This window comes from Stenotrophomonas maltophilia, from assembly GCF_039555535.1.
Lineage (GTDB): Bacteria > Pseudomonadota > Gammaproteobacteria > Xanthomonadales > Xanthomonadaceae > Stenotrophomonas > Stenotrophomonas maltophilia_Q.
In genome coordinates, this window is the sequence record NZ_CP154630.1 from 1,018,804 (window position 1) to 1,043,434 (window position 24,631).

The 24,631-nt window shown below is 61.1% G+C and carries 24 protein-coding genes and 1 pseudogene; 20 read left to right on the forward strand and 5 right to left on the reverse strand.

All coding sequences use genetic code 11. The features are described from left to right. Nucleotides 1-25 precede the first annotated feature (25 nt). From AASM09_RS04655 to AASM09_RS04675, 5 genes are all read left to right on the forward strand, one after another. Nucleotides 26-1,015: a YqaJ viral recombinase family protein gene (locus tag AASM09_RS04655; RefSeq protein WP_329765478.1), complete on the forward strand. Its 990-nt coding sequence runs from the start codon at nt 26-28 to the stop codon at nt 1,013-1,015. Further along, nucleotides 1,009-1,896 carry a hypothetical protein gene (locus AASM09_RS04660; protein WP_004146434.1) on the forward strand — a complete coding sequence of 296 codons (888 nt, stop codon included), beginning with the start codon at nt 1,009-1,011 and terminating at the stop codon, nt 1,894-1,896. Before AASM09_RS04655 ends, AASM09_RS04660 begins: the two co-directional genes overlap by 7 nt. A gap of 319 nt (nt 1,897-2,215) precedes the next feature. After that, nucleotides 2,216-2,521 carry a helix-turn-helix transcriptional regulator gene (locus AASM09_RS04665; protein WP_004146436.1) on the forward strand — a complete coding sequence of 102 codons (306 nt, stop codon included), beginning with the start codon at nt 2,216-2,218 and terminating at the stop codon, nt 2,519-2,521. Further along, entirely contained in the window at nt 2,521-2,865 is a 345-nt protein-coding gene (locus tag AASM09_RS04670) for a hypothetical protein (RefSeq protein WP_070426734.1), read from the forward strand. Before AASM09_RS04665 ends, AASM09_RS04670 begins: the two co-directional genes overlap by 1 nt. Continuing rightward, nucleotides 2,865-4,319: a YfjI family protein gene (locus AASM09_RS04675; protein WP_032968958.1), complete on the forward strand. Its 1,455-nt coding sequence runs from the start codon at nt 2,865-2,867 to the stop codon at nt 4,317-4,319. The genes AASM09_RS04670 and AASM09_RS04675 overlap by 1 nt, the downstream gene beginning before the upstream one ends. 102 nt (nt 4,320-4,421) lie before the next feature. Here AASM09_RS04675 and AASM09_RS04680 read toward each other — a convergent pair whose 3' ends face one another. From AASM09_RS04680 to AASM09_RS04695, 4 genes are all read right to left on the reverse strand, one after another. Beyond that, nucleotides 4,422-5,171 carry a MobA/MobL family protein gene (locus tag AASM09_RS04680; protein ID WP_329765477.1) on the reverse strand — a complete coding sequence of 250 codons (750 nt, stop codon included), beginning with the start codon at nt 5,169-5,171 and terminating at the stop codon, nt 4,422-4,424. Between the two features lie 256 nt (nt 5,172-5,427). After that, nucleotides 5,428-6,876, reverse strand: a complete 1,449-nt coding sequence (locus AASM09_RS04685) for a hypothetical protein (RefSeq protein WP_135965903.1) — start codon at nt 6,874-6,876, stop codon at nt 5,428-5,430. Between the two features lie 62 nt (nt 6,877-6,938). Then, nucleotides 6,939-8,240, reverse strand: a complete 1,302-nt coding sequence (locus AASM09_RS04690) for a Y-family DNA polymerase (RefSeq protein WP_135965904.1) — start codon at nt 8,238-8,240, stop codon at nt 6,939-6,941. 38 nt (nt 8,241-8,278) lie between these two features. Beyond that, nucleotides 8,279-8,680, reverse strand: a complete 402-nt coding sequence (locus tag AASM09_RS04695; protein WP_236509061.1) for a LexA family protein — start codon at nt 8,678-8,680, stop codon at nt 8,279-8,281. A gap of 411 nt (nt 8,681-9,091) precedes the next feature. Between AASM09_RS04695 and AASM09_RS04700 the strand changes: the two genes are divergently transcribed. Together AASM09_RS04700 and AASM09_RS04705 are read left to right on the forward strand one after the other, a co-directional pair. Continuing rightward, the gene (locus AASM09_RS04700) at nt 9,092-9,436 is read left to right on the forward strand and encodes a flavin reductase family protein (protein WP_246864170.1); all 345 of its coding nucleotides are present in this window, start codon (nt 9,092-9,094) and stop codon (nt 9,434-9,436) included. Nucleotides 9,437-9,572: 136 nt separating this feature from the next. Then, nucleotides 9,573-9,902, forward strand: a complete 330-nt coding sequence (locus AASM09_RS04705) for a hypothetical protein (protein ID WP_004146483.1) — start codon at nt 9,573-9,575, stop codon at nt 9,900-9,902. Here the strand turns inward: AASM09_RS04705 and AASM09_RS04710 are convergent. Next, a complete protein-coding gene (locus AASM09_RS04710) occupies nt 9,896-10,300 on the reverse strand; it encodes a hypothetical protein (protein WP_004146485.1) in 405 nt (134 codons plus the stop codon). The genes AASM09_RS04705 and AASM09_RS04710 overlap by 7 nt on opposite strands. A 195-nt stretch (nt 10,301-10,495) precedes the next feature. Here AASM09_RS04710 and moaA point away from each other — a divergent pair, with 195 nt between their 5' ends. The 13 genes and pseudogenes from moaA to AASM09_RS04775 all read left to right on the forward strand — a co-directional run bounded on the left by moaA (nt 10,496) and on the right by AASM09_RS04775 (nt 24,626). Further along, complete coding sequence (moaA, locus tag AASM09_RS04715) at nt 10,496-11,476, forward strand: GTP 3',8-cyclase MoaA (RefSeq protein ID WP_032968965.1); 981 nt, start codon at nt 10,496-10,498, stop codon at nt 11,474-11,476. Nucleotides 11,477-11,484: 8 nt separating this feature from the next. Beyond that, the gene (moaCB, locus tag AASM09_RS04720) at nt 11,485-12,483 is read left to right on the forward strand and encodes a bifunctional molybdenum cofactor biosynthesis protein MoaC/MoaB (protein ID WP_099589911.1); all 999 of its coding nucleotides are present in this window, start codon (nt 11,485-11,487) and stop codon (nt 12,481-12,483) included. Then, the gene (locus tag AASM09_RS04725; RefSeq protein WP_135965906.1) at nt 12,480-13,739 is read left to right on the forward strand and encodes a molybdopterin molybdotransferase MoeA; all 1,260 of its coding nucleotides are present in this window, start codon (nt 12,480-12,482) and stop codon (nt 13,737-13,739) included. The genes moaCB and AASM09_RS04725 overlap by 4 nt, the downstream gene beginning before the upstream one ends. Continuing rightward, entirely contained in the window at nt 13,736-13,996 is a 261-nt protein-coding gene (locus AASM09_RS04730; RefSeq protein WP_004146493.1) for a molybdopterin converting factor subunit 1, read from the forward strand. The genes AASM09_RS04725 and AASM09_RS04730 overlap by 4 nt, the downstream gene beginning before the upstream one ends. A gap of 1 nt (nt 13,997) precedes the next feature. Continuing rightward, nucleotides 13,998-14,495 (forward strand): molybdenum cofactor biosynthesis protein MoaE, encoded by a 498-nt coding sequence (locus tag AASM09_RS04735; protein ID WP_004146494.1) that lies wholly within the window; start codon nt 13,998-14,000, stop codon nt 14,493-14,495. Then, a complete protein-coding gene (locus AASM09_RS04740; RefSeq protein ID WP_049450912.1) occupies nt 14,473-15,090 on the forward strand; it encodes a molybdenum cofactor guanylyltransferase in 618 nt (205 codons plus the stop codon). The genes AASM09_RS04735 and AASM09_RS04740 overlap by 23 nt, the downstream gene beginning before the upstream one ends. Beyond that, complete coding sequence (locus tag AASM09_RS04745; RefSeq protein ID WP_099475678.1) at nt 15,047-15,418, forward strand: DUF7009 family protein; 372 nt, start codon at nt 15,047-15,049, stop codon at nt 15,416-15,418. The genes AASM09_RS04740 and AASM09_RS04745 overlap by 44 nt, the downstream gene beginning before the upstream one ends. 148 nt (nt 15,419-15,566) lie before the next feature. Then, nucleotides 15,567-16,985, forward strand: coding sequence for a NarK family nitrate/nitrite MFS transporter (locus AASM09_RS04750; protein ID WP_135965907.1), 1,419 nt, complete (start codon nt 15,567-15,569; stop codon nt 16,983-16,985). Between the two features lie 69 nt (nt 16,986-17,054). Next, nucleotides 17,055-20,810: pseudogene (locus tag AASM09_RS04755) on the forward strand (nitrate reductase subunit alpha). After that, nucleotides 20,810-22,354: a nitrate reductase subunit beta gene (gene narH, locus AASM09_RS04760; protein WP_049450918.1), complete on the forward strand. Its 1,545-nt coding sequence runs from the start codon at nt 20,810-20,812 to the stop codon at nt 22,352-22,354. The pseudogene AASM09_RS04755 and the gene narH overlap by 1 nt, the downstream one beginning before the upstream one ends. Continuing rightward, complete coding sequence (narJ, locus tag AASM09_RS04765) at nt 22,351-23,031, forward strand: nitrate reductase molybdenum cofactor assembly chaperone (protein ID WP_135965909.1); 681 nt, start codon at nt 22,351-22,353, stop codon at nt 23,029-23,031. Before narH ends, narJ begins: the two co-directional genes overlap by 4 nt. Further along, a complete protein-coding gene (narI, locus tag AASM09_RS04770; RefSeq protein WP_135965910.1) occupies nt 23,028-23,732 on the forward strand; it encodes a respiratory nitrate reductase subunit gamma in 705 nt (234 codons plus the stop codon). Before narJ ends, narI begins: the two co-directional genes overlap by 4 nt. Nucleotides 23,733-23,735: 3 nt before the next feature. Continuing rightward, a complete protein-coding gene (locus tag AASM09_RS04775; protein ID WP_279920052.1) occupies nt 23,736-24,626 on the forward strand; it encodes a peptidylprolyl isomerase in 891 nt (296 codons plus the stop codon). Nucleotides 24,627-24,631: the final 5 nt, after the last annotated feature.

Consider the following 24,631-nt stretch of genomic DNA (forward strand, 5'->3'; position numbering starts at 1 on the left):
GCCTTTTCTATTCCGGAGATTGCCAATGAGCAAGCACACCGCGTTGCGTTTGGTTGATACGCGTTCACTGGATCGCCAGCAGTGGCTGGAGGTCCGCAATGGCGGCATCGGTAGTTCGGATGCTGCCACCGCCGTCGGGTTGAACCCCTACAAGAGCCAGCTGGAGCTGTGGCAGGAGAAGACGGGCCGCAAGCCAATGGAAGAGATCCCCCCTGGACAAGAGGATCCCCGCTACTGGGGAACCCTGCTCGAACCCATGGTGGCCACGGCCTACCAGGAGCGCACGGGGAACCGGGTACGTCGGGTCAACGCCGTTCTGCAGCACCCGACCTTTCCGCACATGCTGGCCAACCTCGATCGAGAGGTAATTGGTTCCCCGGGGGTCCAAATCCTTGAGTGCAAGACAGCAGGGGAGTTCGGCTCTCGGTTGTGGAAAGACGGGGTTCCCGAGTACGTGCAGCTGCAGGTACAGCATCAGTTGGCAGTGACGGGGAAGCAGGCAGCAGATGTGGCAGTGCTGCTGTGTGGCCAGGCGCTGAGGATCCACCGTATTGAGCGAGACGAAGAGATCATCAGCCGCTTGGTGGTATTGGAGGTCCGGTTCTGGGAGCACGTCATCAATGACATCGAGCCAGCAGCCGATGGCTCGGAGTCAGCGGCCAGGGCGTTGCGGAGCTTGTACCCAGGCAAGGACACCGTTGTCGATTTCAGTCAGGACCCGGAATTGGTCGAGACCTTCACCAACCTTGTCTCGTTCACTGAGGCAGTTGCAGAGCAGGAACAGCAGGTAGAACTGCTCAAGCAGACACTGCAGCAAGCCATGGGGGACGCTTCCATTGCCCGGTTCGGCTCACTGGGAGAAGTCATCTACCGCCGTAGTAAGGATGGCACGTCACTGGATACCAAGCGGCTCGCAGCCGAGCACCCGGAGATCGCTGCGGCCTACACGGCAGTCCGTCCGGGGTCGCGCCGATTCCGGATCAACACCACGATCAAAGAGGTCACATCATGCTGAAGGGACTGGCCATAACGCCGCCCGTGATTGGGCGTATTTCCATCGGCCGGGTAGTAGAGCGCAATGGCAAGCGGCTGCCCGAAAAGGACGACCAGTTCACCCTCACCAGCCAGGTACAGAACCGTGATGGCTGGGTGCTGCACCCGCTGGATGAAGAGCTGCGGAAGGCATCGGAGGGTAACAAGCTGCGATCCATCCCGGTGCGCCTGCTCTTCGACGATCCAACCCTGAACCTCCGGGCTGACTATTCGCTGTTCAATCGCGAGAACGGAAGACCGCTGTGTGTAGGCAATGGAGACACCTGCCGGCGTGCTGGGCCTGAAGGCATGGAGACGTTGCCTTGTCCTGGTCCGGATGGGTGTCAGTTTGCCAGTGGGGGCTGCAAAGCCTATGCCCGCTTGAATGTGGTCATTGGGGACGGGGCGGGGGATGTGATGGGTAGCTTTGTTCTGCGCACCACCTCCTACAACACCATCCGCACACTGGCAGCACGGCTGCACTACCTCAGTGCAGTGTCGGGCGGAAGGCTGTCTTGTCTGCCGCTCGAGCTGAAGCTGCGGGGCAAGTCCACGACGATGAGCTACCGATCAGCGATCTACTACGTCGATCTGGTGGTTCGGAGCGGGCTGACGCTCGAACAGGCTGTCGCAGAGGCGATTGAGCGACACGCAACAAGAGCTGCAGCGGGGATCGACCAAGCTGCACTGGATGAGGCGGCGAGACAGGGCTTCGCTAACGGGGCCTTCGAGGACCTGGACGAAGACGTGCCGGCCGTGGTCGAGGAGTTCTATCCATCAGGCCAGGGTGAAGTTGTGCAGGTATCAGCGAACGGAAGTCTCAAGGACAGACTGAAAGCGCAAGCGTCTCGGTTGGTGTCGTAGGAGAGCCGTACCGGTACGGATCTGTATCAGGTACGGACAAGAGGCAGTTCAGGTCCTGAGCGGACATCGGATGGAACGGACCGGTTTGTGGGCGCAAAGGACGAGACATGCCAGGGAGCGAAAGCTCCCTGGTATGTAAGTGTTTGATTTTTCTTTGATCTGGTCGGTTGTGCGCGTCCCTGGAAAAAACCTGGATTTTTTTTCCCTGTACCCCCAACAGCAGCATATCGACACTGATCACGTCGGAGGCCAATCACCTTCGATAGGAAACCGGCCGGATTCCTTCCTGAAACGTTCAACACAACGAAGGAATCAACAAATGAAGCACATGACGTCCAGTCTGCGCCAGGGCGTAGACAAAAGCATGACTTTGGCCGAAGAGAACAACAGTGCTGGGAAAGCAGGTTGGCCGGATAGTCCGACGCTGCGTCTGAAGGAGCTGATCAAGCTGCTCCGCGTCAGCAGGAGCAAGGCATACGAGCTGATGAAGACCGATCCGGACTTCCCGAAGGGCATTCCGCTCTATGACAGCGAACTGTCCCCGAAGTTCTACTGGACGCATGAGGCAATGGCATGGGTAGAAGGCCGTGCAGTGAAGTTCCGTCGTGCGAAGGAGGAGAAGTGATGATGGCTAATTTTGCAGTCCACTCTTCGCCGCTTGACGCGCTCACGCACGCTTTGAGTGAACAGTCGACCAAGGGGAAGGGCAAGCTGGAGCAGGACTTCAGGCAGGCCTATCCGATCCTGGAACAGCACATCGCAAAGAAGATGAGCAAGAAGATCTTGGTAGAGCAGTTCAATGCTGCGTACAAGCATGATCTGAACCTGATTCAGTTCCGCAAGCTGCTCAAGGAGGAGCGTTTTCGTCGCCATGCGGAGGGCGATGCTGCTCGGTGCCAGAGCTGTGGCCATCTGTTGGTTGAGGTTGAAGAACAGACCGCGGTTGGCTCGACAGAGGAGGATGCATGATGACAACCAATTGGCAGCGTTATGCCCCCAAATATCCCCTGGAAACCTTTCACCATGTTGCTCGTGAGGCAGGCCTTGAGCTCCTTCGCAACGTTCAAGTTCCCGACGCCATGGTTGGCATGGGTCTTATCAATGCCATTTCGATGGCGTGCCAAGGTCTGATTGATGTCAAGTTGCCGACCGGACAGATCAAGCCTGTAACCCAGAACTTGATGCTTGTGGCTGAGTCTGGTGAGCGCAAGTCCACGGTGTTCGAGCTACTGCAGGCGCCTTTCCGCGATGCAGACACGAAGGAGATGGCTGCGTTCAAGCAGCAGACTGAGGCTTATGAGATCGACTATGGACTCTGGACGGCCAAGATGAAGGGGCTGAGGAGCGCGATCAGTAAAGCAGTTGCTGCTGGCAAGTCTGTCGAAGCACTCGAGGCACAGCTGAAGGAGTTTTCAGAAAAGAAACCTCTGCAGCCCCGCCTGCGTTGCTTCCTGAGGCAGGACATCACGGCCAAGGCCATCATGGAGGCCGTTCAGGGTGATGGTGAGTCCATCGCCATCACGACTGACGAAGGTCATATGCTGTTCAAGAGCGAGGCAATGGCGAATGTGGGCCTGCTCAATCGTCTCTGGGATTCGCCAGGAATGATGCCGTTGGATCGTGCGGAGAACGAGCATCTGATTGCGATGAATCCGCGCGTTTCTGTGAGCATCATGACCCAGTACGAACCGTTCAAGCAGTTCCTCAATAGGCGAGGCTCTGTTGCAAAGGGGAGTGGACACTGGGCACGCTATTTGGTTGCGTGGCCTCGCTCCATGATGGGCTACCGGCGAATCGAGGACGTAGAACCGGTGTGGGAGCATTTGCCGGCATTCCATGAGCGAATCGCGGAGCTGTTGTTCAAGTACAAGGAGCGGTCAGCCTCGGGCGCCATTGCTCGTGAAGTGGTGTCCTTCTCCATCGATGCCAGGGCACGCTGGGTAGAGTTGGCATCAGAAACTGAGTCTTTGCTGCGCGACGGGGAGTACTTGAGTGATATCAATGACTTCGCGGCAAAGATCATGGAGATCGTGGCACGACTCGCTGCATCGATGCAGTACTTCAGTGGAGAGGGAGGTGACATCACCCTCGATACGATCAATCGTGCCTTCGACATCGTTCGGTGGCATGTTGATGAGTACAAGCATCTGTTCTCACCAGCGTTCGTGGTATCGCAGGATCAGGTCGATGCTCAAGCTTTGGATCGGTATCTGTATGCCAAGTGGTGGAAAGGGATTTATTCGGATACGTACGTTCCCAAGAACCAGGTTTTGCGCTATGGACCTGTACGTGACCGAGCAAGGCTGAATGCAGCTATCTCGATTCTTGAAGGTCAGGGAGCAATTCAGGTCTGCAGTGGGTACCGGGACAAGAGGATGTATCTGCGCTTGATGAATCACTACTTTGACCGGAGGGCACTGTAAGCGGTCTTGATGCCAAGGGGGCCCCGGCGATATGCCGGGGCTTTTCTGCTGTGGTCAGTAGGTGCCATTGCGATTCTGCGACTTTGTCGCAGAATCGCTGGGTTAGGCACTTACCTCTCCCAGATTTTCAACTGATGAAGCTGCCTTCACGGCTTTACGACATTGTGCATACTGCGACTTCTCTGCATCTGCCATCTCCTTGACGAAGCGTTGGCCGAGGTGGCGCTCCGGTGACCTGGTAATGCCCTGGTCGCGCAAGCTGCGGTGGTCTACACGGGCGGAGTATCCGTTCTCAGCAAGGAACTGATTCTGGGTGTCCGCTACAAGCTTTCGCTGTGCAGTCACCTGCTGCTTCAACTCCATTGGGCTCTTTCCGCCACTATCCTTGCGGCATCCGCCTGCGGAAGGGTTCTTGGCGTTGTAGCGGGCGAAGGTCTGTTCAGGTGTACGGGGGATGCCATCAGGCAGTCTGTCCGAGCACATCAGATGGATGTGCGGGTTCGGATCGCCACCGAGTTTTCCTTCAGGTGCATGAAGCGCGTATTGGTAGGGTTTTTTCCCTGCGAGATTCTTTGCAAGGCGGTCGGCAAGTTCGACCTGCTGTTCAGTACTGAGCTCACTCGGAAGAGTGATTTCGTGTTCTCGGTACACTGCTCCGTTGGCACGCTCATGCTTGTCAGCAACGCTCCAGAACCGTTTCGGATCATCTCCTGCCCATTCGGGCATGTTCCCATGTCCTGTTTGGACAAGGTCCTCCTTGTCACTATGAGATCCTTTACGATCGATATAGTTGGCGTGCCTGCGTGCGCTGCCTTTCTTTCCACTTTTGATGCTGTAATGGAAGCTTGCCATTGCTGTATCACCCTTTCTCTAAGGAGAATAAAAAAAGCCGACAAGAGTGATTCTTGTCGGCTACCGGTAGATACTCATGATCGAAGATTGTTGTGATTAGATAGAAAGGGTAAGTGCGCGTACCACACCCTGCCTGTAATCTATCGTCAGTTCTATTTGATTTCTATTTCCTTCGATGCCTTTCGTTCTTCGTGTTGTTATTTCGAAGGACGTGAGTGAGTTTCTACATATGTATAAGGGTGATGCAAGTTAAAAATTACATTGCATGCGAAGTGGCTTGATCTTCGATGTATTGAATAAGGTCTTCGCAAAAAATGTTGATATCTGTCTCGTATTCGTTGCCTGCTACGAGATCGAAGTGAGAATGAGCTATGGTCATGTGTTTCAGGTAGGCGAGCTGAAATTTCATGAATGCTTCCATTCGGTTGTTGCGTCCGAATAGTAATGAGAAGACGATGCAGTATCGATGATAGAGAGTAATCATTGCGCCTTGCGGAATGTAATCCTCTTCATACAGCTCTCGGATGTCTCTTGATGGATCCAGGTGGCTCAGTAGACGAGATACCGTTTTTTCACTAGAGATCTGCCCTTTCCAGTAGGGCGTGTACTTCGTTTTTATCTTCTTTTGTATCTTTATGGCTGATATGGCTGCGATGCAGTCTGCCATTGAGATATTGACGGCCTCGGGATCTGTTCTGTGCCACTCGTGGAAGACATAGGCATGCAGAACCTTCTGCGTTTCGTCGGCTATGTTTGTGATCTCGCTGGATCTAAATTCTTCACCAGTGGCTTGGTGAACCAAGCGTGCCAGCTCATTCGCATGGGTTTGCAGGAAGAAGTGAATGGCTGCGAGTGATGTGACAGGTCGCAATAGGGCATTGCACTCCGTCGGTGAGGAGATGGAGTGAGCGAAGAGTGGCTCTATATTGTATTTTCTCAACTCGTCGTTTTCTGATTCGACAACCTGCTGATACTCGCCAACGAAGTGCAGGAATGGGAGTGTTAGCAAATAGATGTACAGCCTTTCGTGAGCGGGAGCGGATTCTTTGATGGACGAGATAGGTGATGGTTGATAGCTTTCTATTTGATGTGCGCCAAACATAAAGGCGCTTGCAATGGCTTCATCATTGCCGGCGAAAGCCATGTAGATAGGTTCTATAAGCTCCTTTATGTGTCTTGCGTAGCATTCAAGGAGTTTCGATGGTGTGAGTCTGTTGATGTGGATGTGCTTAAGTCTCTCCTCGTCGATCTCAAGCTCAAGCGTGGACATGAGATAGGAGGCTGCTTTTATGGTCTTTTCATTTCTTGGGGTGTTGCGTTCTGTCCAGTGCTCGAAGGTGGCCTTGATGGTTCCTGGTTTCGAGATTCTTTGGAGTAACTGAGTGTCGCTGGAGTCGTTCTTGAGGTAAAGGAGCTTGATTGTTTTTAGAGTAGAGATTGGGAGGGTGCAATTCCCGTTTGGAATCTCTTGTTCCAATGTAGAGTTGATGAAGCCAATGACTCCATTTAGCTCCTTGCGGGTTATTGTTTTTCCGGAGGCATCGGAGTGTTTTGATTTGCCGCCACTTGGCGTTTCTGTAAGCTCGTAATTGAGCTCATTCAAAAGATCGTTGATGCTTCCAGTTGTTGATTGGTCTGTTGCTTGATCTTTTTCGAAGTCGAAGCGCGGCTTGTACTTCCCTGATTCGATGTTGCTTTCTTCCATTTTTAACCATCATCCTTTTGGTTGTGTCTAGTGTTTGATGATCGCTATGTCGCCGATCCTTGTCAGCGCACCTGCAGAAGGTCGCCCCACTTCGTTGTATAGCTGGGCGACAACGAATGCAATATGGGTCGCCATTGAGCGTTGATAGTCACGTTGGACTGCTCTCCAAGTCTGGCTCCACCAACCCGCCAGCCCACGTTGCCTACTCCCACAGTGCCTCTGCCGAACTTCGCATTGATCTGGTCCAGCACGGCCATGGTGCGTTCGGCTTTCTCGTTAGGGCCAACGAAGAGGTCTGCCTGACGGGCTTCAGCCTGTACCAAGTTGGTCAGACCCACACCTCCACGTTTATAGGCCTGGATGCCTTGGCCACGGTCTGCCTGATCCATGATCGACTTGGCCAGGCGTCGCACTGTCCGTAGGACTTCCCCTGTGTCCTGCGTAGGAAAGGGGAAGGGTGCGGCTCTGCGGGCATGGAACGAATCGCCCTTGAAGGGGTTGCCGTCCAGCCAGACCCACAGTGCACCTGCCGCTTGGCCTCGCTTGCGTAACTTCTCGCAGGCTACGCTGCAGAACGTGGCCAGGGCCTCCATCGGGTCGGTCACTTCACGACCAAATGTACGGCTGACCACCAGTTGCTGGCGTTCGGGTTCTTCCAGTTCCAGATCGCTGCAGGGAATTCCCCGCAGCTCCATTTGGGTGCGGGCCAGAACTACCCCATAGTGCGCACGAACATGGTCGGTGGGGAGTGCGGCCAAATCTGCAGCAGTTCTTACCCCTTCGCCTGCCAGGCGTTCGGCGTAGCGCCTGCCCACTCCCCACACATCCTCGACGGCCAGAGCGTTGACGTTCTGTGCGGTGGCATGGAAGACGGCCAAGGAGCCCGAATGGACGGCACGCTTGGACTGGTCCTTGGCGAGCTTGTTGCCTGCCTTGGCCAGGGTGCGTGTGGCACCCAGGCCAGCGCAGCAGGGAATGCCCACCCATTGCAGGATGCGTTGGCGTGCTTCCAGGCAGGCCGCAAGAGGGTCTTTGAGGCCTGCCAGGTCGACGAAATTTTCATCGATCGAATAGATCTCCACCCTGGGGAAGAGATCCTGAAGAATCGTCACAATCCTGGCTGACAGATCCCCGTACAGCGCGAAGTTGGCTGACCTGACGAAGACCTGCTTTCTGATGTCCTTGGGGACCTGGAAGATGGGCATACCCATTTTCAATCCCAAGGCCTTCGCCTCTGGCGACAGGGCGATACAGCATCCATCGCCATTGCCAAGCACAACAGTGGGTTTGCCTCGCAGCTTGGGGTCGAAGACCCGCTCGCATGAGACATAGAAGGTGTTGCCGTCGATAAGTCCGTAGCGCATGCGGGCACGGTACGGGGCTCATGTATCAGGAGTTGAGATCAGAGGTGCTGGGTGATGGAACTGCGCACCACCCCCCAGATTTCCAGCTCGACATCCTCTGGCACGATGATGGAGGGATATCCGCTACCGCTGGCCAGGACCATGCAGTTGTTACGCATGTAGAGCTTCTTGCAGACGAAGCCACCTTCCCACAGAGCCACGACTGTGTGCCCAGGTCGTGGACTGATCGAGCGATCGACAACCAAGAGATCGCCGTCGTGGATACCGAAATCGGCCATCGACCCGCCGCAGTCGGCCTGCACAAGGAACGTAGCTGGTGGGTTAGGCACCAGCTTGGCATTGAGATCCAAGCGGTCCTCTTCCCGGAAGAAGTCTTCGGCAGGGCTAGGAAAGCCGCAGGCTGCAGTCGAGGCTAGAACAGGTAGGTGTAGGGATGGCAAGCCGTCCCGGACAGGTAGAGCTATCGCAGGCAGAGTCATCATTGGTATGGCGCTCCATAGTCGTGAGTTGGAGCTAGATGTAGGCTTGTTAGTTATATTACTAACAAGTCATTTGAGGCAAGCAATTGAGGAGCAAAGTGGCCTCGACCTGGCTGGTAGGGCGGCTCCCAACTCCGCACTGATGCTCCTTTTTCAGCCGGGCGGCGAGAGGAACCCATGGGCTCTAATCATTACGTATCATCGACTTACCCTGAGTTGTGTATGAAACTGTCCGTGTATGTACATGGGCATCCATTGCTTTTGGGGGTACAAAAAGGGGTGTTTCTGCCTCGTTTATGTGAAGAGTTCATTGACATTCAATGACTTACCCCGGTAATCTGATTCGATCTGATCCGCCGTAGTGGGGAGTGTGTGATCAACCTGCCGACGGTCGCGTTGGCGGATACGGTGGTGCGCATCGGCAACTGCAGTGGCGTGTCGGTGGACAAGTACGCGCTGTTCGATCTTGCGCCGGTGCGGGCATCCCGGGTGCGTGCGCCGCTGCTGGGGCGGTGTCATGCCAACCTCGAATGCCGTCTGCACGAAGATGCGCTGGTGGAGCGCTACAACTTCTTCGTCTTCGAGGTGGTGAAGGCGCATGTGGCAGTGTCGCCCAGGCATCCGCGTACGCTGCATTACACCGGCGATGGAGTGTTCATGACGGCAGGCAGGATGATCAGCCGCCGTTCGTTGTTCCGGCCGGACATGCTGGGGTGAGTATGGTGCGGGCCGTTCGGGCGGCTCGCCTGGGCGTTGGGCTCTGTCCGCGCGCGCCGACACCGGGCAGGGATTTGACCCGCCCGCCTCGGCGGCGCAAAGTGTACCCATGCCTCGCTGACTAGGAGTTGCAGCCATGACCGCTGTCAGTTCCCTCCACGCCCAAGGTGACAAGCTGCCGCCCTCCCGACTTTGGCGCGTGTTCTGGCTGCAGGGGGTGATCCCCAGCAACCTGTTATGGGCCGCCGCCCTCTGGGCGTTGGCGCAGGGGCGCACCCCGTTGTTGCTGGCGTTGTTCGCGGCGCTGCTGCTGTATACGGGCTGGATCATCCCGGCGGTATGGCGGGCGGCGCCGAGCGCGCAAAATCCCAATTACGGTGTTGCCGCGCGCGGCCTGACCGTGGCCTGGGGCTTGAATACGGTGCTGGTGGTGTTCTTCCTGATGCTGCAGCTGCTGGCTCAGTAGAACTGCACCGGTGTGCCATCGCGATCGAAGGCGGCAAAACGGCTGATCTGGCCGTCGTTGACCGCGTTGACCATCAGGCGCAGTGGTTGCGTTGCTTCATCGCTGGACGGGGCAATGCCGCCACGGCCATCCAGTGAGGCAACAAACACCAGGTCCCAGACCAGCCCGGTCTGGGCGGATTCGGCGGCCAGGGTCTGGAAGGACGCGATTTCCTGCGGGGCCTTGTCCACACACAGCACCGGGCTCAACGTGCCACCTTCGCCGTTGCTGTGGCGGGCATGCTGATCGGCGGTGGGTGATTCGGGCAGGTCGGCTTTGACGAACACAAACAACAGGCGTTGGGGCTCGGTTTGCTGTCCTGCTGCCTGCAGCAGGCCATTGAAATCGTTCAGCATCATGATCGGGGTCACAGGACAGGGCGTTGGTAAAGGGTATGCTGCCATAGCTTCGCAAGGCATGGCGGTGCCCTTGATTGATTTAAGTCATGCCATCGCTTCAAAGCCCCACGTAGGCTGACGGTCAGTCACTACAGGCGAGGGAACCCCGGCATGCCGGGCGAGCGTGGATACGTGCAGTCAGGAGGTGAAACAGCCATGAGCCAACTCACCGATGGCTTCGGGCGCAGCTTTCCATACCTGCGTCTGTCGCTGACCGAAGCCTGCAACTTCCGTTGCAGCTATTGCCTGCCCGACGGCTACCAGGCCGACGGCCGGCCGCGCTTTCTTGCGGTGGATGAAATCGCAAGGCTGGTACGGGCGTTTGCCACGCTGGGCATGCACAAGATCCGCCTGACCGGTGGCGAGCCGAGCCTGCGCAAGGACCTGGACCAGATCATCGCCACCGTGGCGCAGGTGCCGGGCGTGCGCAAGGTTGCCATCACCACCAACGGCTGCCTGCTGCCCAGGCGCCTGCCAGGCTGGCATCGTGCGGGCCTGACTGCGCTCAACGTGAGTATGGACAGCCTGCGTCGCGAGCGTTTCCATGCCATCACCGGACATGACCGCCTGCCCGAGGTGATGGAAGGCATCGCCCTGGCCCAGGCGTTGGGCCTGCAATCGGTCAAGCTCAATGCCGTGCTGCTGCGCGGCCTCAATGACGACGAACTGCCGCAATGGATGGCCTTCCTGCGCGACCGGCCAGTGAGCGTGCGTTTCATCGAACTGATGCGCACCGGTGACAACCGCGATTACTTTGAACGTCACCATCTGTGCGCCGATGTGATCGTCGGGCAGTTGCTGGCTGCTGGCTGGAGCGAGCGCAGACGCGCTGCCGATGCGGGCCCCGCACGTGAGTTCAGTCATCCCGACCATCGCGGCAGCATCGGCATCATCGCTCCTTACTCAAAGGATTTCTGCAAAGGTTGCAACCGCCTGCGGGTTACCGCGCGCGGCGATCTGCGGTTGTGCCTGTTCGGTGACTTCGGCATCGCACTGCGGCCGCTGCTGCAGTCAGATGAGGACCAGGGCGCGCTGCTGGCGCGCATCACCACCCAGCTTGGGCTGAAGGCAGCCGGGCATGGACTGCATTTCGGCCAGACCGGGTTGACCCCGCATCTGGCCTCGATTGGAGGATGAGACAAGCAATGAGTGGGCAGATGAGTGCGGCATTCCATATGGCCGATGTACGTGACAAGCGCATTACCCGTCGCCGCGCGGTGGCGGTGGGTGAGCTTGTCGCCGGGCCTGTTGCCTATCCCCTGATCGTCGAGCGACGTCTGCCCAAGGGGGACGCACTGGTGATGGCCGAGATTGCTGGCCTGCAGGGGGCCAAAATGGCCTCGGCGTTGATGCCGCTGTGCCATCCGCTGCCACTGGAACTGGTGAGGGTTTACTGCGCGCCGGCGCCGGAGCGGCTTGCCATCCGGGTGTGGTGCGAATGCGCCAGTGAAGCGCGTACCGGGGTGGAGATGGAAGCGCTGGCAGGGGTCAACGCGGCCCTGCTGACCTTGTATGACCTCAGCAAGCCGGTCGAGCCCGCATTGGAGATCGGCGGTGTCCGGCTGCTGTTCAAGGAAGGCGGCAAGAGCGGCGTGTGGTTGCACCCACAGGGTATGGATGCGGAGGAGCGTGAGCGCTTCCGCCCGCGTCCGCCAAGACAGCTGCAAGGTGCGAGCTGTGTGGTGATCACGCTCAGCGATCGTGCCAGCCGGGGCGACTATGTGGATGAATCCGGGCCAGTGCTGGCCGAGGGGCTGCGTGCACTGGGCGGCGAAGTGGTCAGCACGGAAGTACTGGCCGATGGCATCGAGCCGCTGGCCGGGCGTCTGCACGCGTTCGCCGCCAGCGGCATCCGCATCTGCCTGTGCACTGGCGGCACGGGCCTGGGACCGCGCGATCTCACTCCAGAGGCGTTGCAGTCGCTGGGTGGGCGCAGCGTGCCCGGGCTGGCGCAGATGCTCCGTGGCCTTAGCGCGCAGCACACGCCGTTGGCATGGCTGAGCCGTGCCGAGGTGGTGCAACTGGGGGGCATGCTGGTCATCGCCCTGCCGGGTAGCCCGCGTGCCGCGGCACAGTGCATGAGCATTCTCACGCCGGTGCTGGGCCATGCATTGGCGATGATCGACGGGGCCAGCCACGCATGATCACTTACGCGCAGGCCCTGCAGATCCTGTTGGCCGAGGCGCCGACGCCAAAGACCGAGCAGGTGGTGATTGCCGAGGCAGCAGACCGGGTGCTGGCTGCGCCAGTGGTAAGTGCCCAGCACCTGCCACCGTTCGACAATGCTGCGATGGACGGCTTCGCCCTGTGCGCGGACGGCCAGCCCTTGCCTGCCGGTGCCATATTGCAGGTTGCCGGCTGGCAGGCCGCAGGCGATGCCGCAGCACAGGGGGAGGCAGCACAGGCCTGGGAAATCATGACGGGTGCGCGCATGCCGGCCGGCCTGGACAGCGTGGTGCCGGTCGAGCAGGTGGAGGTGCTGGATGCCGTGGAGGGGCGTCCTGCGCGCGTGCGTCTGCAGGCGATGGTTACGCCCGGGCAACACGTGCGGCTGCGCGGCCAGGACGTGGAGTTGGGCGAAACCGTGCTTGCCGCTGGCACGTCGCTGGATGTGAACGCCATGACCTTGCTGCATGCCCTCGGGACAGCCCGGGTGCAGGTGCAGCAGCGGCCGCAGGTGGCGGTCATCAGCACCGGCAAGGAGCTGATCAGTGATGCGGCCCAGCCGTTGCAGTCCGGGCAGATACGCGACAGCAACCGCCCCTTCCTGGTCAGCCGCCTGCACGCCGCGGGTGCTGATGTGGTCTGGAACGGTGTCGTTGGCGATGACGTGGCTGCTTTTGATGCTGCGCTGGACGCGGCCTTGGCCGCCGGCGCGCGCGTGGTGCTGAGTACGGGGGCGGTGTCGCAGGGCCGCTATGACTTCATCCCTGATGCCCTGCGTGCCCGTGGTGCCACCGTGCTGTTCCACAAGGTCGCCATCCGCCCGGGCAAGCCGCTGCTGTTCGCCCGCCTGGCCGATGGTTGCCTGTACTTCGGCCTGCCGGGCAATCCGATATCCGCGGCAGTGGGGTTGCGCTTCTTCGTGGAGCCGGTGTTGCGCCGCATGCTGGGTTTGGAAGAAGAGGCGCAGTTGCAGTTGCCGTTGCAGGGCGATGTGCGCAAGCCACCGGGGCTGCGCATGCACGCACGGGCACGGGTGGAACTGGATGCGGGGGGGCGGCTGAGCGTGCGGGTGTTGTCCGGGCAGGAATCGTTCCGGCTCAAGACCATGCTGCAGGCCAACGCCTGGGCGATTCTGGAAGGTGAGGATGCGTTGGCCCCGGCCGGCACATTGGCTCGCGTGCAGGGTTGGGGGCATCGCGAGCCGCTGCAACTGGCCCGGCAGGAGGAAGCATGAGAGAGGTCGTTGTGCAGTTGTTTGGTGTGTTTTCCGAGCTGGATCATCGTCGCGAGCTAAGCGTGCGGGTGAACGGTGAACACATCGTGGACCTGCGCCGGGCATTGCGCGAGTTGCTGCTGGAACGGTTCCCCCGGTTCCGTGCCGGGCTGGTGGACTATTCGGTGTTTGCCGATGAAAAGCGCGTGCTGCGCGACAGCGAGCCGCTGCCTGCGGACGGTCGTGTGGCCATCCTGCCACCGGTGAGCGGAGGTTGAAATGAGCGCGGAAAATCTATGGAAAGTGGTCGAGCGCAGCGCCGCCGCGATTGATCCGGGCGAGGGCATCGCTTTTGTGTCCGACCCCGGCTTTGGCGGCATCGATGTATTCATCGGCAAGGTGCGCGACCTGAACCAAGGGCGCGCGGTGCAGGGCATCACCTATGACATGTTCGAGCCGCTGGTACTCAACGAGTTCCAGCGCCTGGTGGCCGAGGTGGAGGCCGAGTTCGGCCCGCGCATCAAGCTGTACGTGGCCCACGCCAGGGGCCGCCTGGCGGTGGGTGAGGTGGCGGTGGTTGTTGCCGCCGGCAGTCCCCACCGTGACGAGGCTTTCCGTGCCTGCCGGCAGCTGATCGAGGCGGTCAAACACCGCTCGCCGATCTGGAAGCAGGAGCATTACCAGGATGGCGACAGCGAGTGGAGCGAAGGCTGCAGCCTGTGCCAACCCAGCGCCGAGCACGCCGACGACGGACATGTCCACGATCACGCCCACTGACCTGCCGGCCATGGCCGGCATCGTGCTGGCCGGTGGCCTGTCCAGCCGCATGGGCCAGGACAAGGCCTTGCTGCGTTGGCAGGGCAGGTCCCTGCTGGCGCACATGTGCGCGCTGCTGCAGGCCGCGGGTGCGCAGACGCTACGGGTCAGCGGCAGCTACCCGGTGCTGCCGGGGGTCGAGTCGGTCCCCGACCTGGTGCCGCGCTGCGGTCCGTTGGGGGGGCTCTACAGCGTGGTGAAGACGCTGCCGGATGGCCCTGTCTGGGTGGTGGCGGTGGACATGCCGCTGCTCGACCGGCAACTTCTTTGGCGGTTGCGTGACGCAGGTGACGCTCGCTGCGTGCATTTCCGCGGGCAACCGCTGCCAATGCGGTTGAACATTGACCGCAGCTGTCGCACCCTGTTGCAGTCGATGGTGATGGACGTGAACGGGCCGCGCTCGTTGTACCGCCTGCAGCGACAGCTGGGCAGCATCGAGCTGCGCCTGCCCGACGATGGCGATGCCCGCCTGCTGAACTGCAATACCCCCATCCAATGGGAGGCTCTGCCTCATGAAAGTGCAGATCCAGTCGCAGTCCGTACGACTGCGCATTGACGAAAACGAGCTGGCCGAGTTGTTGGCGGGGCAGTGGGTGACCAGCCGGACCGACCTGGGGGCACTGGGCGGCTTTTCCTGCGCGCTGCAGCTGCATGCAGGCGAACAGGCGCGGCTGGATGGCAGCGTCACGGCGCTGCGGTTCGCGCTGCCTCAGGAGGATGTGCTAGCGTTGCAGCAGCGCCTGCCGTGCCGTGATGGACTCTCTTACGAACTCCCCCTGCAACCGCAACCGCTGCATCTTCAGTTTGATGTCGATGTACGTGACAGCGTGCGCCAGCGTGGCGTGCAGCGCCGTGCAAGCGACGTCAGCGTCGCCGCAGATTGATATTTGTCAGGTAGGCGCCGTTATGGCGCCTTTGGTTGATCAAGATCAATACCGGCCCCAGGGCCGCCGGGCTTAATGACGCCGTGGCGACTGGGCAGGCAACAGCACAGCAGAACCAGCGCCGTATCAAACAGCCTTGGAGCGTTGCATGAGTGTCAGTCGCGATGCCGTAAAAAACAGCAGGCCCGGTCCCGGCGGTGTCATCACCGATTGGCGGCCGGAAGATCCGGTTTACTGGGAGCAGACCGGTAAACGCGTTGCCACCCGCAACCTGGTCATATCCATCCCCGCGCTGCTGCTGGCGTTCTCGGTGTGGGTGCTGTTTTCGGCGGTGACCATCAGCCTGCCGAAAATCGGGTTTGCCTTCAGTACCGATCAGTTGTTCTGGCTGGTAGCCTTGCCCAGTCTTTCCGGCGCGACGCTGCGCATCTTCTACTCCTTCGTGATCCCGATCTTCGGTGGCCGCCGTTGGACGGCCTTGTCCACCGCCTCGCTGTTGCTGCCCACCTTGTGGCTGGGCTTCGCGGTGCAGAACCCCGCCACGCCGTATTGGGTATTCGTGCTGATCGCCATCCTGTGTGGCTTCGGTGGCGCGAACTTCTCGTCCTCCATGTCCAATATCTCCTTCTTCTATCCCAAGCAGCGCCAGGGCATGGCACTGGGCCTGAATGCCGGCCTGGGCAACGTAGGGGTGTCGGTATCGCAGGCGGTGGTACCGCTGGTGATCACGGTAGGCGTGTTTGGTGCCCTGGGCGGCGCTCCGCAGGCGGTGGTGGACGGCGGCGCGCCCTTGTTCCTGCAGAACGCCGGCTTCATCTGGGTGCCGTTCATCGCCTTCTTCGCGCTGGCTGCCTGGTTCGGCATGAACGACCTGACCAGTGCCCGCTCATCGTTCTCCGAGCAGGCGGTGATCTTCCGCCGCAAGCACAACTGGCTGATGTGCTGGTTGTACATCGGCACCTTCGGCTCCTATATCGGCTTTTCTGCTGGTTTCCCGATGCTGGTCAAGAGCCAGTTCCCGGACGTGAATCCACTGGCCTATGCCTTCATTGGCCCGCTGCTGGGTGCGCTGATGCGCTCGGTGGGTGGCAGCATGGCCGACCGCTGGGGCGGCGCACGCCTGACCTTCTGGGTATTCGCGCTGATGATCGCAGCCGTGTTCGGCGTATTGCACTTCCTGCCCAATAACGGCCAGGGCGGCAACTTCTACGGTTTCCTGCTCTCGTTCATGGCCTTGTTCGTGCTCAGCGGCATCGGCAACGGCACCACCTTCCGGATGATCCCGGTGATCTTCCGCACCCTGCACGAGCGCCTGTCGGCCAATGAAGGCGCTGAAGGCAAGAAGGCCGCTGCGCATCAAGCCAGCATCGAATCGGCAGCCGTGGTCGGCTTCTCCGGCGCCATCGGTGCCTATGGCGGCTTCTTCATCCCGAAGAGCTACGGCACTTCGATCAGCTTGACCGGCGGCCCGGACATGGCGCTGTACGGCTTCATCGCGTTCTACGCCACCTGCCTGGCCGTGACCTGGTGGTGGTACTACCGGCGGGGCGCCGAAACACCCTGCTGAGTTACACCCGCACCGCAGCCAGATGTCACCCCTAGCCACGATGCAGCAGTTTGCGAACGGAGATTCACCATGAGCTATTTCCTTGATCGCTTGCAGTTCTTCAAGCGTGATCCACAACCCTTCGCCGATGGCCATGGGTTCAGCAAGAGCGAAGGGCGGGACTGGGAAAACAGTTATCGCGCCCGCTGGCAGTACGACAAGATCGTACGTTCCACCCACGGCGTGAACTGCACGGGCTCCTGCAGCTGGAAGATCTACGTCAAGAACGGACTGGTCACCTGGGAAACCCAGCAGACCGACTACCCGCGCACCCGCCCGGACCTGCCCAATCACGAACCACGCGGTTGCCCGCGTGGCGCCAGCTATTCCTGGTACCTGTACAGCGCCAACCGGCTCAAGTACCCGCTGATCCGTGGCACCTTGCTGCGCATGTGGCGGCAGGCCCGCAAGACCCTGTCGCCGGTCGAAGCCTGGGCCAGCATCGTGCAGGACCCGGCCAAGTCGCGTGAGTACAAGCGTCGCCGCGGCATGGGTGGCTTTGTGCGCCTGAACTGGGACGAGGCCAACGAGATCATCGCCGCCTCCAACCTCTACACCACCAAGGAATACGGCCCCGACCGCATCGTCGGCTTCTCGCCGATTCCGGCGATGTCGATGGTGTCCTACGCGGCCGGTGCGCGCTATCTGTCGCTGCTCGGCGGTGCCTGTCTGTCCTTCTACGATTGGTATTGCGATCTGCCGCCGGCCTCGCCGCAGGTGTGGGGCGAGCAGACCGACGTGCCGGAATCGGCCGACTGGTACAACAGCCGCTACATCATCGCCTGGGGCTCGAACGTGCCGCAGACGCGCACCCCGGATGCGCACTTCTTCACCGAGGCGCGTTACAACGGCACCAAGACGGTGGCGATCTGCCCCGACTACTCGGAGCTGGCCAAGCTCACCGACCATTGGCTGCATCCCAAGCAGGGCACCGATGCCGCGCTGGCATTCGCCTTCGGCCACGTGATCCTGCGCGAGTTCCACGTCGACACGCCCTCGCAATACTTCCAGGACTACTGCCGCCAGTACTCGGACATGCCGATGCTGGTGCGCATCGAGCGCCGTGCCGATGGTCGCCTGGTGCCAGGCCACTTCCTGCGCGCCAGTGAGCTGGGCGGGCTGGGCGAAAGCAACAATCCGGAATGGAAGACGCTGGCGTTCGACGAGAACAGCGGCGACATCACCGTGCCGAATGGCTCGGTCGGCTTCCGCTGGGGCGAGAAGGGCAAGTGGAACATCGAGGAAAAGGCCAGCGATGGCCATGACACGCGCCTGCGCCTGAGCCTGGCCGACATCCACGACGGTATCGAGGCGGTGAGCTTCCCGTACTTCGGCGGCATCGAGAGCGACGGCTGGACCGCCGCACCGGCCGAAGAAGTGCTGGAGCGCAATATCCCGCTGCGCCGCCTGCAGTTGGCCGATGGCGGCGAAGCATTGGTCGCCACGGTCTATGACCTGCTGCTTGCACAGTACGGTGTTGATCGCGGCTTCGGCGGCGGCAATGTCGCCAAGAGCTTCGATGACAACGTGCCGGGTACGCCGGCATGGCAGGAACGCATCACCGGCGTGTCACGCGCCGAGGTGATCGAGATTGCCCGTGAGTTCGCCCGCACCGCCGACAAGACCCATGGTCGCAGCATGATCATCGTCGGCGCCGGCATGAACCACTGGTTCCACAACGACATGAACTACCGCGGCCTGATCAACATGCTGGTCATGTGTGGCTGCGTGGGCCAGACCGGTGGTGGTTGGGCGCACTACGTGGGCCAGGAAAAGCTGCGCCCGCAGACCGGCTGGCAGCCGCTGGCCTTCGGTCTGGACTGGAGCCGTCCGCCGCGGCAGATGAACGGCACCTCGTTCTTCTACTTCAATACCGGGCAGTGGCGTTACGAGAAGCTGCAGGTGGACGAACTGCTGTCGCCGCTGGCCGATGCCTCCAAGTACAGCGGCAGCCTGGCCGACCTCAACCTGCGCGCGGTGCGCATGGGCTGGCTGCCGAGTGCGCCGCAGCTGGACCGCAATCCGCTGCAGCTGGTGCGCGAGGCCTAACAGGCCGGCATCGCACCGGCCGACTACGCGCTGTCCAAGTTCAAGGACGGTTCGCTGGACTTCGCCTTCGCCGATCCGGATGCCGCGCAGAACCACCCGCGGATGATGTTCATCTGGCGCTCCAACCTGCTCGGTTCCTCCGGCAAGGGCCACGAGTACATGCTGCGGCATCTGCTCGGCACGCGTCACGGCCTGCAGGGCAAGGACCTGGGCGAGATGGGCGCGCTCAAGCCCGAGGACGTGAAGTGGCGTGACGAAGCACCGGAAGGCAAGCTCGACCTGCTGGTGACGCTGGATTTCCGCATGTGCACCACCGCGCTGTACTCGGACATCGTGCTGCCGACCGCCACCTGGTACGAGAAGGACGACCTCAACACCTCGGACATGCATCCCTTCATCCACCCCCTGTCCAAGGCGGTGGATCCGGCCTGGGAATCGCGCAGCGACTGGGAAATCTTCAAGGGCGTCGCACGCACGCTCAGCGACATGGCACCGGGCGTGCTCGGTGTCGAGAAGGACCTGGTGCTGGTGCCGACCCTGCACGACACACCCAACGAGCTGGGCATGCCGTTCGGCGTGGCTGACTGGAAGAAGGGCCAGTGCGAGGCCATCCCGGGCAAGACCATGCCGAGCATGGCGGTGGTCGAGCGCGACTATCCCAACCTCTACCGCAAGTTCACCTCGCTGGGCCCGCTGCTGGACAAGCTCGGCAATGGTGGCAAGGGCATGAGCTGGGATACCAAGCACGAGGTGGAATTCCTTGGCAAGCTCAACCACACCGTGCTGGGCGAAGGCATCAGCCAGGGTCGGCCGGCGATTGATACCGCCATCGATGCCTGCGAAGTGATCCTGCACCTGGCCCCGGAAACCAATGGCCATGTCGCAGTCAAGGCCTGGGAGTCGCTGGGCACCTTCACCGGCCGCGAGCACACCCATCTGGCGGTGGGCAAGGAGCACGAGGCGATCCGCTTCCGTGACATCCAGGCACAGCCGCGCAAGATCATCTCCTCGCCGATCTGGTCCGGACTGGAAGACGACAACGTCAGCTACAACGCCGGCTACACCAATGTGCACGAGCTGATTCCGTGGCGCACGGTGACCGGCCGCCAGCAGTTCTACCAGGACCACGAGTGGATGATCGACTTCGGTGAGGCCTTCATGAGCTACCGGCCGCCGGTCAATACACGCACGGTGGAGCCGCTGCTCAACAAGCGCCAGAACGGCAACAAGGAGATCGTGCTGAACTGGATCACCCCGCACCAGAAGTGGGGCATCCACAGCACCTACAGCGATAACCTGATCATGCAGACCTTGTCGCGTGGCGGCCCCATCGTCTGGCTGAGCGAGGACGACGCACGCAATGCCGGCATCGAGGACAACGACTGGATCGAGCTGTTCAACGTCAATGGCGCGATCGCCGCGCGTGCGGTGGTCAGCCAGCGGGTGATGCCGGGCATGGCGATGATGTACCACGCCCAGGAACGCATCATCAACGTGCCGGGTTCGGAGATCTCTGGTACCCGCGGCGGCATCCACAACTCGGTGACCCGCATAGTGCTCAAGCCCACCCACATGATCGGCGGCTACGCGCAGCTGGCCTGGGGCTTCAACTACTACGGTACCTGTGGTACCAACCGTGATGAGTTCGTGATCGTGCGCAAGATGGACAAGATCGATTGGCTGGATGGTGAGGACGCGAATTCGAGTGCAACCGGCGCCGCACGGGAGGTGGTGTGATGAAAGTACGTGCCCAGATTGCGATGGTCTTGAACCTGGACAAGTGCATCGGCTGCCACACCTGCTCGATCACCTGCAAGAACGTGTGGACCTCGCGCGAAGGCGTGGAGTACGCCTGGTTCAACAACGTCGAGACCAAGCCCGGCATCGGTTATCCCAAGGAATGGGAAAACCAGGAAAAGTGGAACGGCGGTTGGGTGCGCAACGGCAGCGGCAAGCTGGTGCCGCGCGCCGGTGGTCGCTGGCGCATGCTGGCCAAGATCTTCTCCAACCCCGACCTGCCGCAGATCGACGACTACTACGAGCCGTTCGACTTCGATTACCAGCACCTGCACGACGCGCCCGAGCTGAAGCACCAGCCGACCGCACGGCCGCGCTCGCTGCTGACCGGCCAGCGCATGGAGAAGATCGAGTGGGGTCCGAACTGGGAGGAAATCCTCGGCAGCGAGTTCTCCAAGCGGTCGCGTGACTACAACTTCGACAAGGTGCAGAAGGAGATCTACGGCGCCTTCGAAAAGACCTTCATGATGTATCTGCCGCGGCTGTGCGAGCACTGCCTCAACCCGGCCTGCGTCTCGGCGTGCCCGTCCGGCGCGATCTACAAGCGCGAGGAAGACGGCATCGTGCTGATCGACCAGGACAAGTGCCGTGGTTGGCGCATGTGTGTGTCGGCCTGCCCGTACAAGAAGATCTATTACAACTGGAAGAGCGGCAAGTCCGAGAAGTGCATCTTCTGCTACCCGCGCATCGAGATGGGCGAGCCCACCGTGTGCTCGGAAACCTGCGTGGGCCGCATCCGCTACCTGGGGGTGATGCTGTACGACGCGGATCGTATCGCCGAGGCTGCATCGGTGGCAGCGGAGAAGGACCTGTACCAGTCGCACCTGGACATCTTCCTGGACCCCTTCGACCCAGCGGTGATCGCCGCTGCGCGTGCCGAAGGCATTCCCGACAGCTGGCTGGAATCGGCCAAGCAGTCGCCGGTCTACAAGCTGGCCATCGACTGGAAGCTGGCGCTGCCGCTGCACCCGGAATACCGCACCTTGCCGATGGTCTGGTACGTGCCGCCGTTGTCGCCGATCCAGTCGGCGGCCGAGCGTGGCCATGTCGGCATGAGCGGCGAGCTGCCGGATATCGCTTCGTTGCGCATCCCGGTGCGCTACCTCGCCAACCTGCTGACCGCCGGTGACGAAGCGCCGGTGATCCGTGCCCTGGAGCGGCTGATGGCGATGCGCGCCTGGCGCCGCGCCAAGAACGTGGATGGCGTGGAAGACATGCGCGTGCTCGAACAGGTGGGGCTGACCCCGGCGCAAGTAGAAGAGATGTACCGCTACCTGGCCATCGCCAACTATGAGGACCGTTTCGTCATTCCGAGCGCCCACCGTGAGTACGCCAACGATGCGTTCGGCGAACGTGGTGGCTGCGGCTTCACCTTCGGCAATGGTTGCAACGGCGACAGCCCGGCTGACCTGTTCACCCAGCGCAAGACCACCACCTTCGCGGTGCATCCCAACCGCCAGCATCGGCATGAGGTGGTGAAATGAGTGTGCTCAAGCTGATTGGCGTATTGCTGGACTACCCGCGTGAAGAGCTCTGGCAGCATGGCGAGGAGCTGCTCGAGGCCTGCGATAATCCGGCACTGTCGCCGGCCCGTCGCAGGCAGTTGCAGACCTTCGTCCGTGACCTGCTTGCTACCGACCCGCTGGACGCGCAGGACCGCTGGCTGGCCACGTTCGACCGTGGCCGCTCGATGAGCCTGCTGGTGTTCGAACACATCCATGGCGAGTCGCGTGATCGCGGCCAGGCCATGGTCGACCTGATCGATGCCTATCGCAAGAATGGCTTCGAGCTGGATGCGCGCGAGCTGCCGGACTATCTGCCGCTGCTGCTGGAATACCTGGCGCATCGGCCGCAGGCCGAGGCCAAGGATTGGCTGCACCACATCGGCCACATCGCCGGCATGCTCGCCGCGCGCGCGGCCGAGCGGCAGTTGCCGCATGCGGTGCTGCTGGAAATCCTGGTCGAGGCGGGCGAGGGCAAGGTCAACCTGGCCGTGCTGCGCCAGCGGGCCAGCGAAGAAGTGCGCGACGACACCGTCGAAGCCATGGACCGCCTGTGGGAAGAGGAAGCGGTGCGCTTTGGCACCGATGCACCTTCGCAGGATTGCGATCCACCCCATCGTTCACCGGCACGCGCGCAGCCGCGGGAGATCCAGCCATGAATTACCTCAATCAGTTCGCCTTCCAGTTCTATCCCTACATCGCGGTGGCGGTGCTGTTGATCGGCAGCTGGGCGCGCTATGACAAGGCCATGTACAGCTGGCGTACCGGCTCCACCCAGTTGCTGTCCGACCGCGGCATGCGCTTTGGCAGCAACTGCTTCCACATCGGCATCATCGCCATCCTCGGTGGTCACTTCGTCGGCCTGCTGACCCCGCATGCACTGTACGAGCCTTTCATCACTTCCTCGCAGAAGCAGTTGCTGGCGATGGTGGTGGGTGGCTTCTTCGGCGCACTGTGCTTCGTCGGCATCACCATCCTGCTGGTGCGGCGGCTGACCAATGCGCGGGTGCGTGCAATCGGCAGCTTCGGTGACACGCTGGTGCTGGTGCTGCTGTTCGCCCAGCTCTGTCTTGGCCTGTACAGCATCAAGGTCTCCGCCGGCCATCTTGATGGCGGGGTGATGGTGATGTTGGCCGAGTGGGCGCAGCACATCGTCACCTTCCGTGCCGGTGCCGCCGATTATGTCGAGGGCGTGCACTGGGTCTACAAGGTGCACATCTTCCTCGGGCTGACGCTGGTGCTGATCGCACCGTTCACTCGTCTGGTGCATGTGTGGAGCGTGCCGATCAGCTACCTGTGGCGGCCATATCAAGTGGTACGTCGTCGCCAGGCCACGCTGCGCTACGGTCCGCGGGAGTAAGTCATGGGCAGCCTGCCACGCATTCTTCCCATCACCGTCATCGATTCGCAGACGCCGGTGCCGGCCGAGGCCGGCCACCATCACGATGCCGACGATGGCCCGCGCAGCCTCGGCCAACCGGCACCGTGCAGCCTGTACGTGCAGGACACGCCGATCAGCGAGGCCGATATCGCCCGCGAGATGCAGTACCACCGGGCGATGCGCCCGGAGCAGTCGCGTGCCGATGCGGCGCGTGCGCTGGTGGTGCGCGAACTGCTGCGGCTGGAAGCCGAACGGCTTGGCCTGGCCGATGTCCCCGGCGTCGGCCAGGAGACCAGCGAGGAAGCACGCATCCAGCAGCTGATCGAACAGGCGCTGGTAGACCGCGTGCCCAGCGAAGACGACTGCCAGCGTTACTTTGCGCAAAACCCCGAGCGTTTCCGCTCACCGGACCGCATCCGCGTACGCCACATCCTGCTGGCGGCACCGGCCGACGATATCGCCGGCCGGCTGAAAGCCCGCACCCTGGCCGAGAAGCTGATCGCCGAACTGCTGGAACAGCCGCATCTGTTTGCTGATCTGGCCGCGCGTCACTCGCAATGCCCGTCCAGCAGCGAAGGCGGCGAGCTGGGCTGGCTGCAACGCGGCCAGACCACGCCGGAATTCGATCGCCAGGTATTCCGCCTGCGGCAAGGCCTGGCGGGTTTCCCGGTGGAGTCGCGCTGGGGCTACCACGTGGTCAGCATCGATGCGCTGGAAGCCGGCACGGCGCTTACCTTCGAGCAGGTGCAGCCGCAGATCAGCGACTACCTGGAGCTGCAGGTGCGCCAGCGCGACGTGCAGCAGTTCCTGCTGGAACTGCGCGAACGTTACCCGGTGCGTGGGCTGGAAGACATCGAAGCACAGGCTGAGTAAGACGC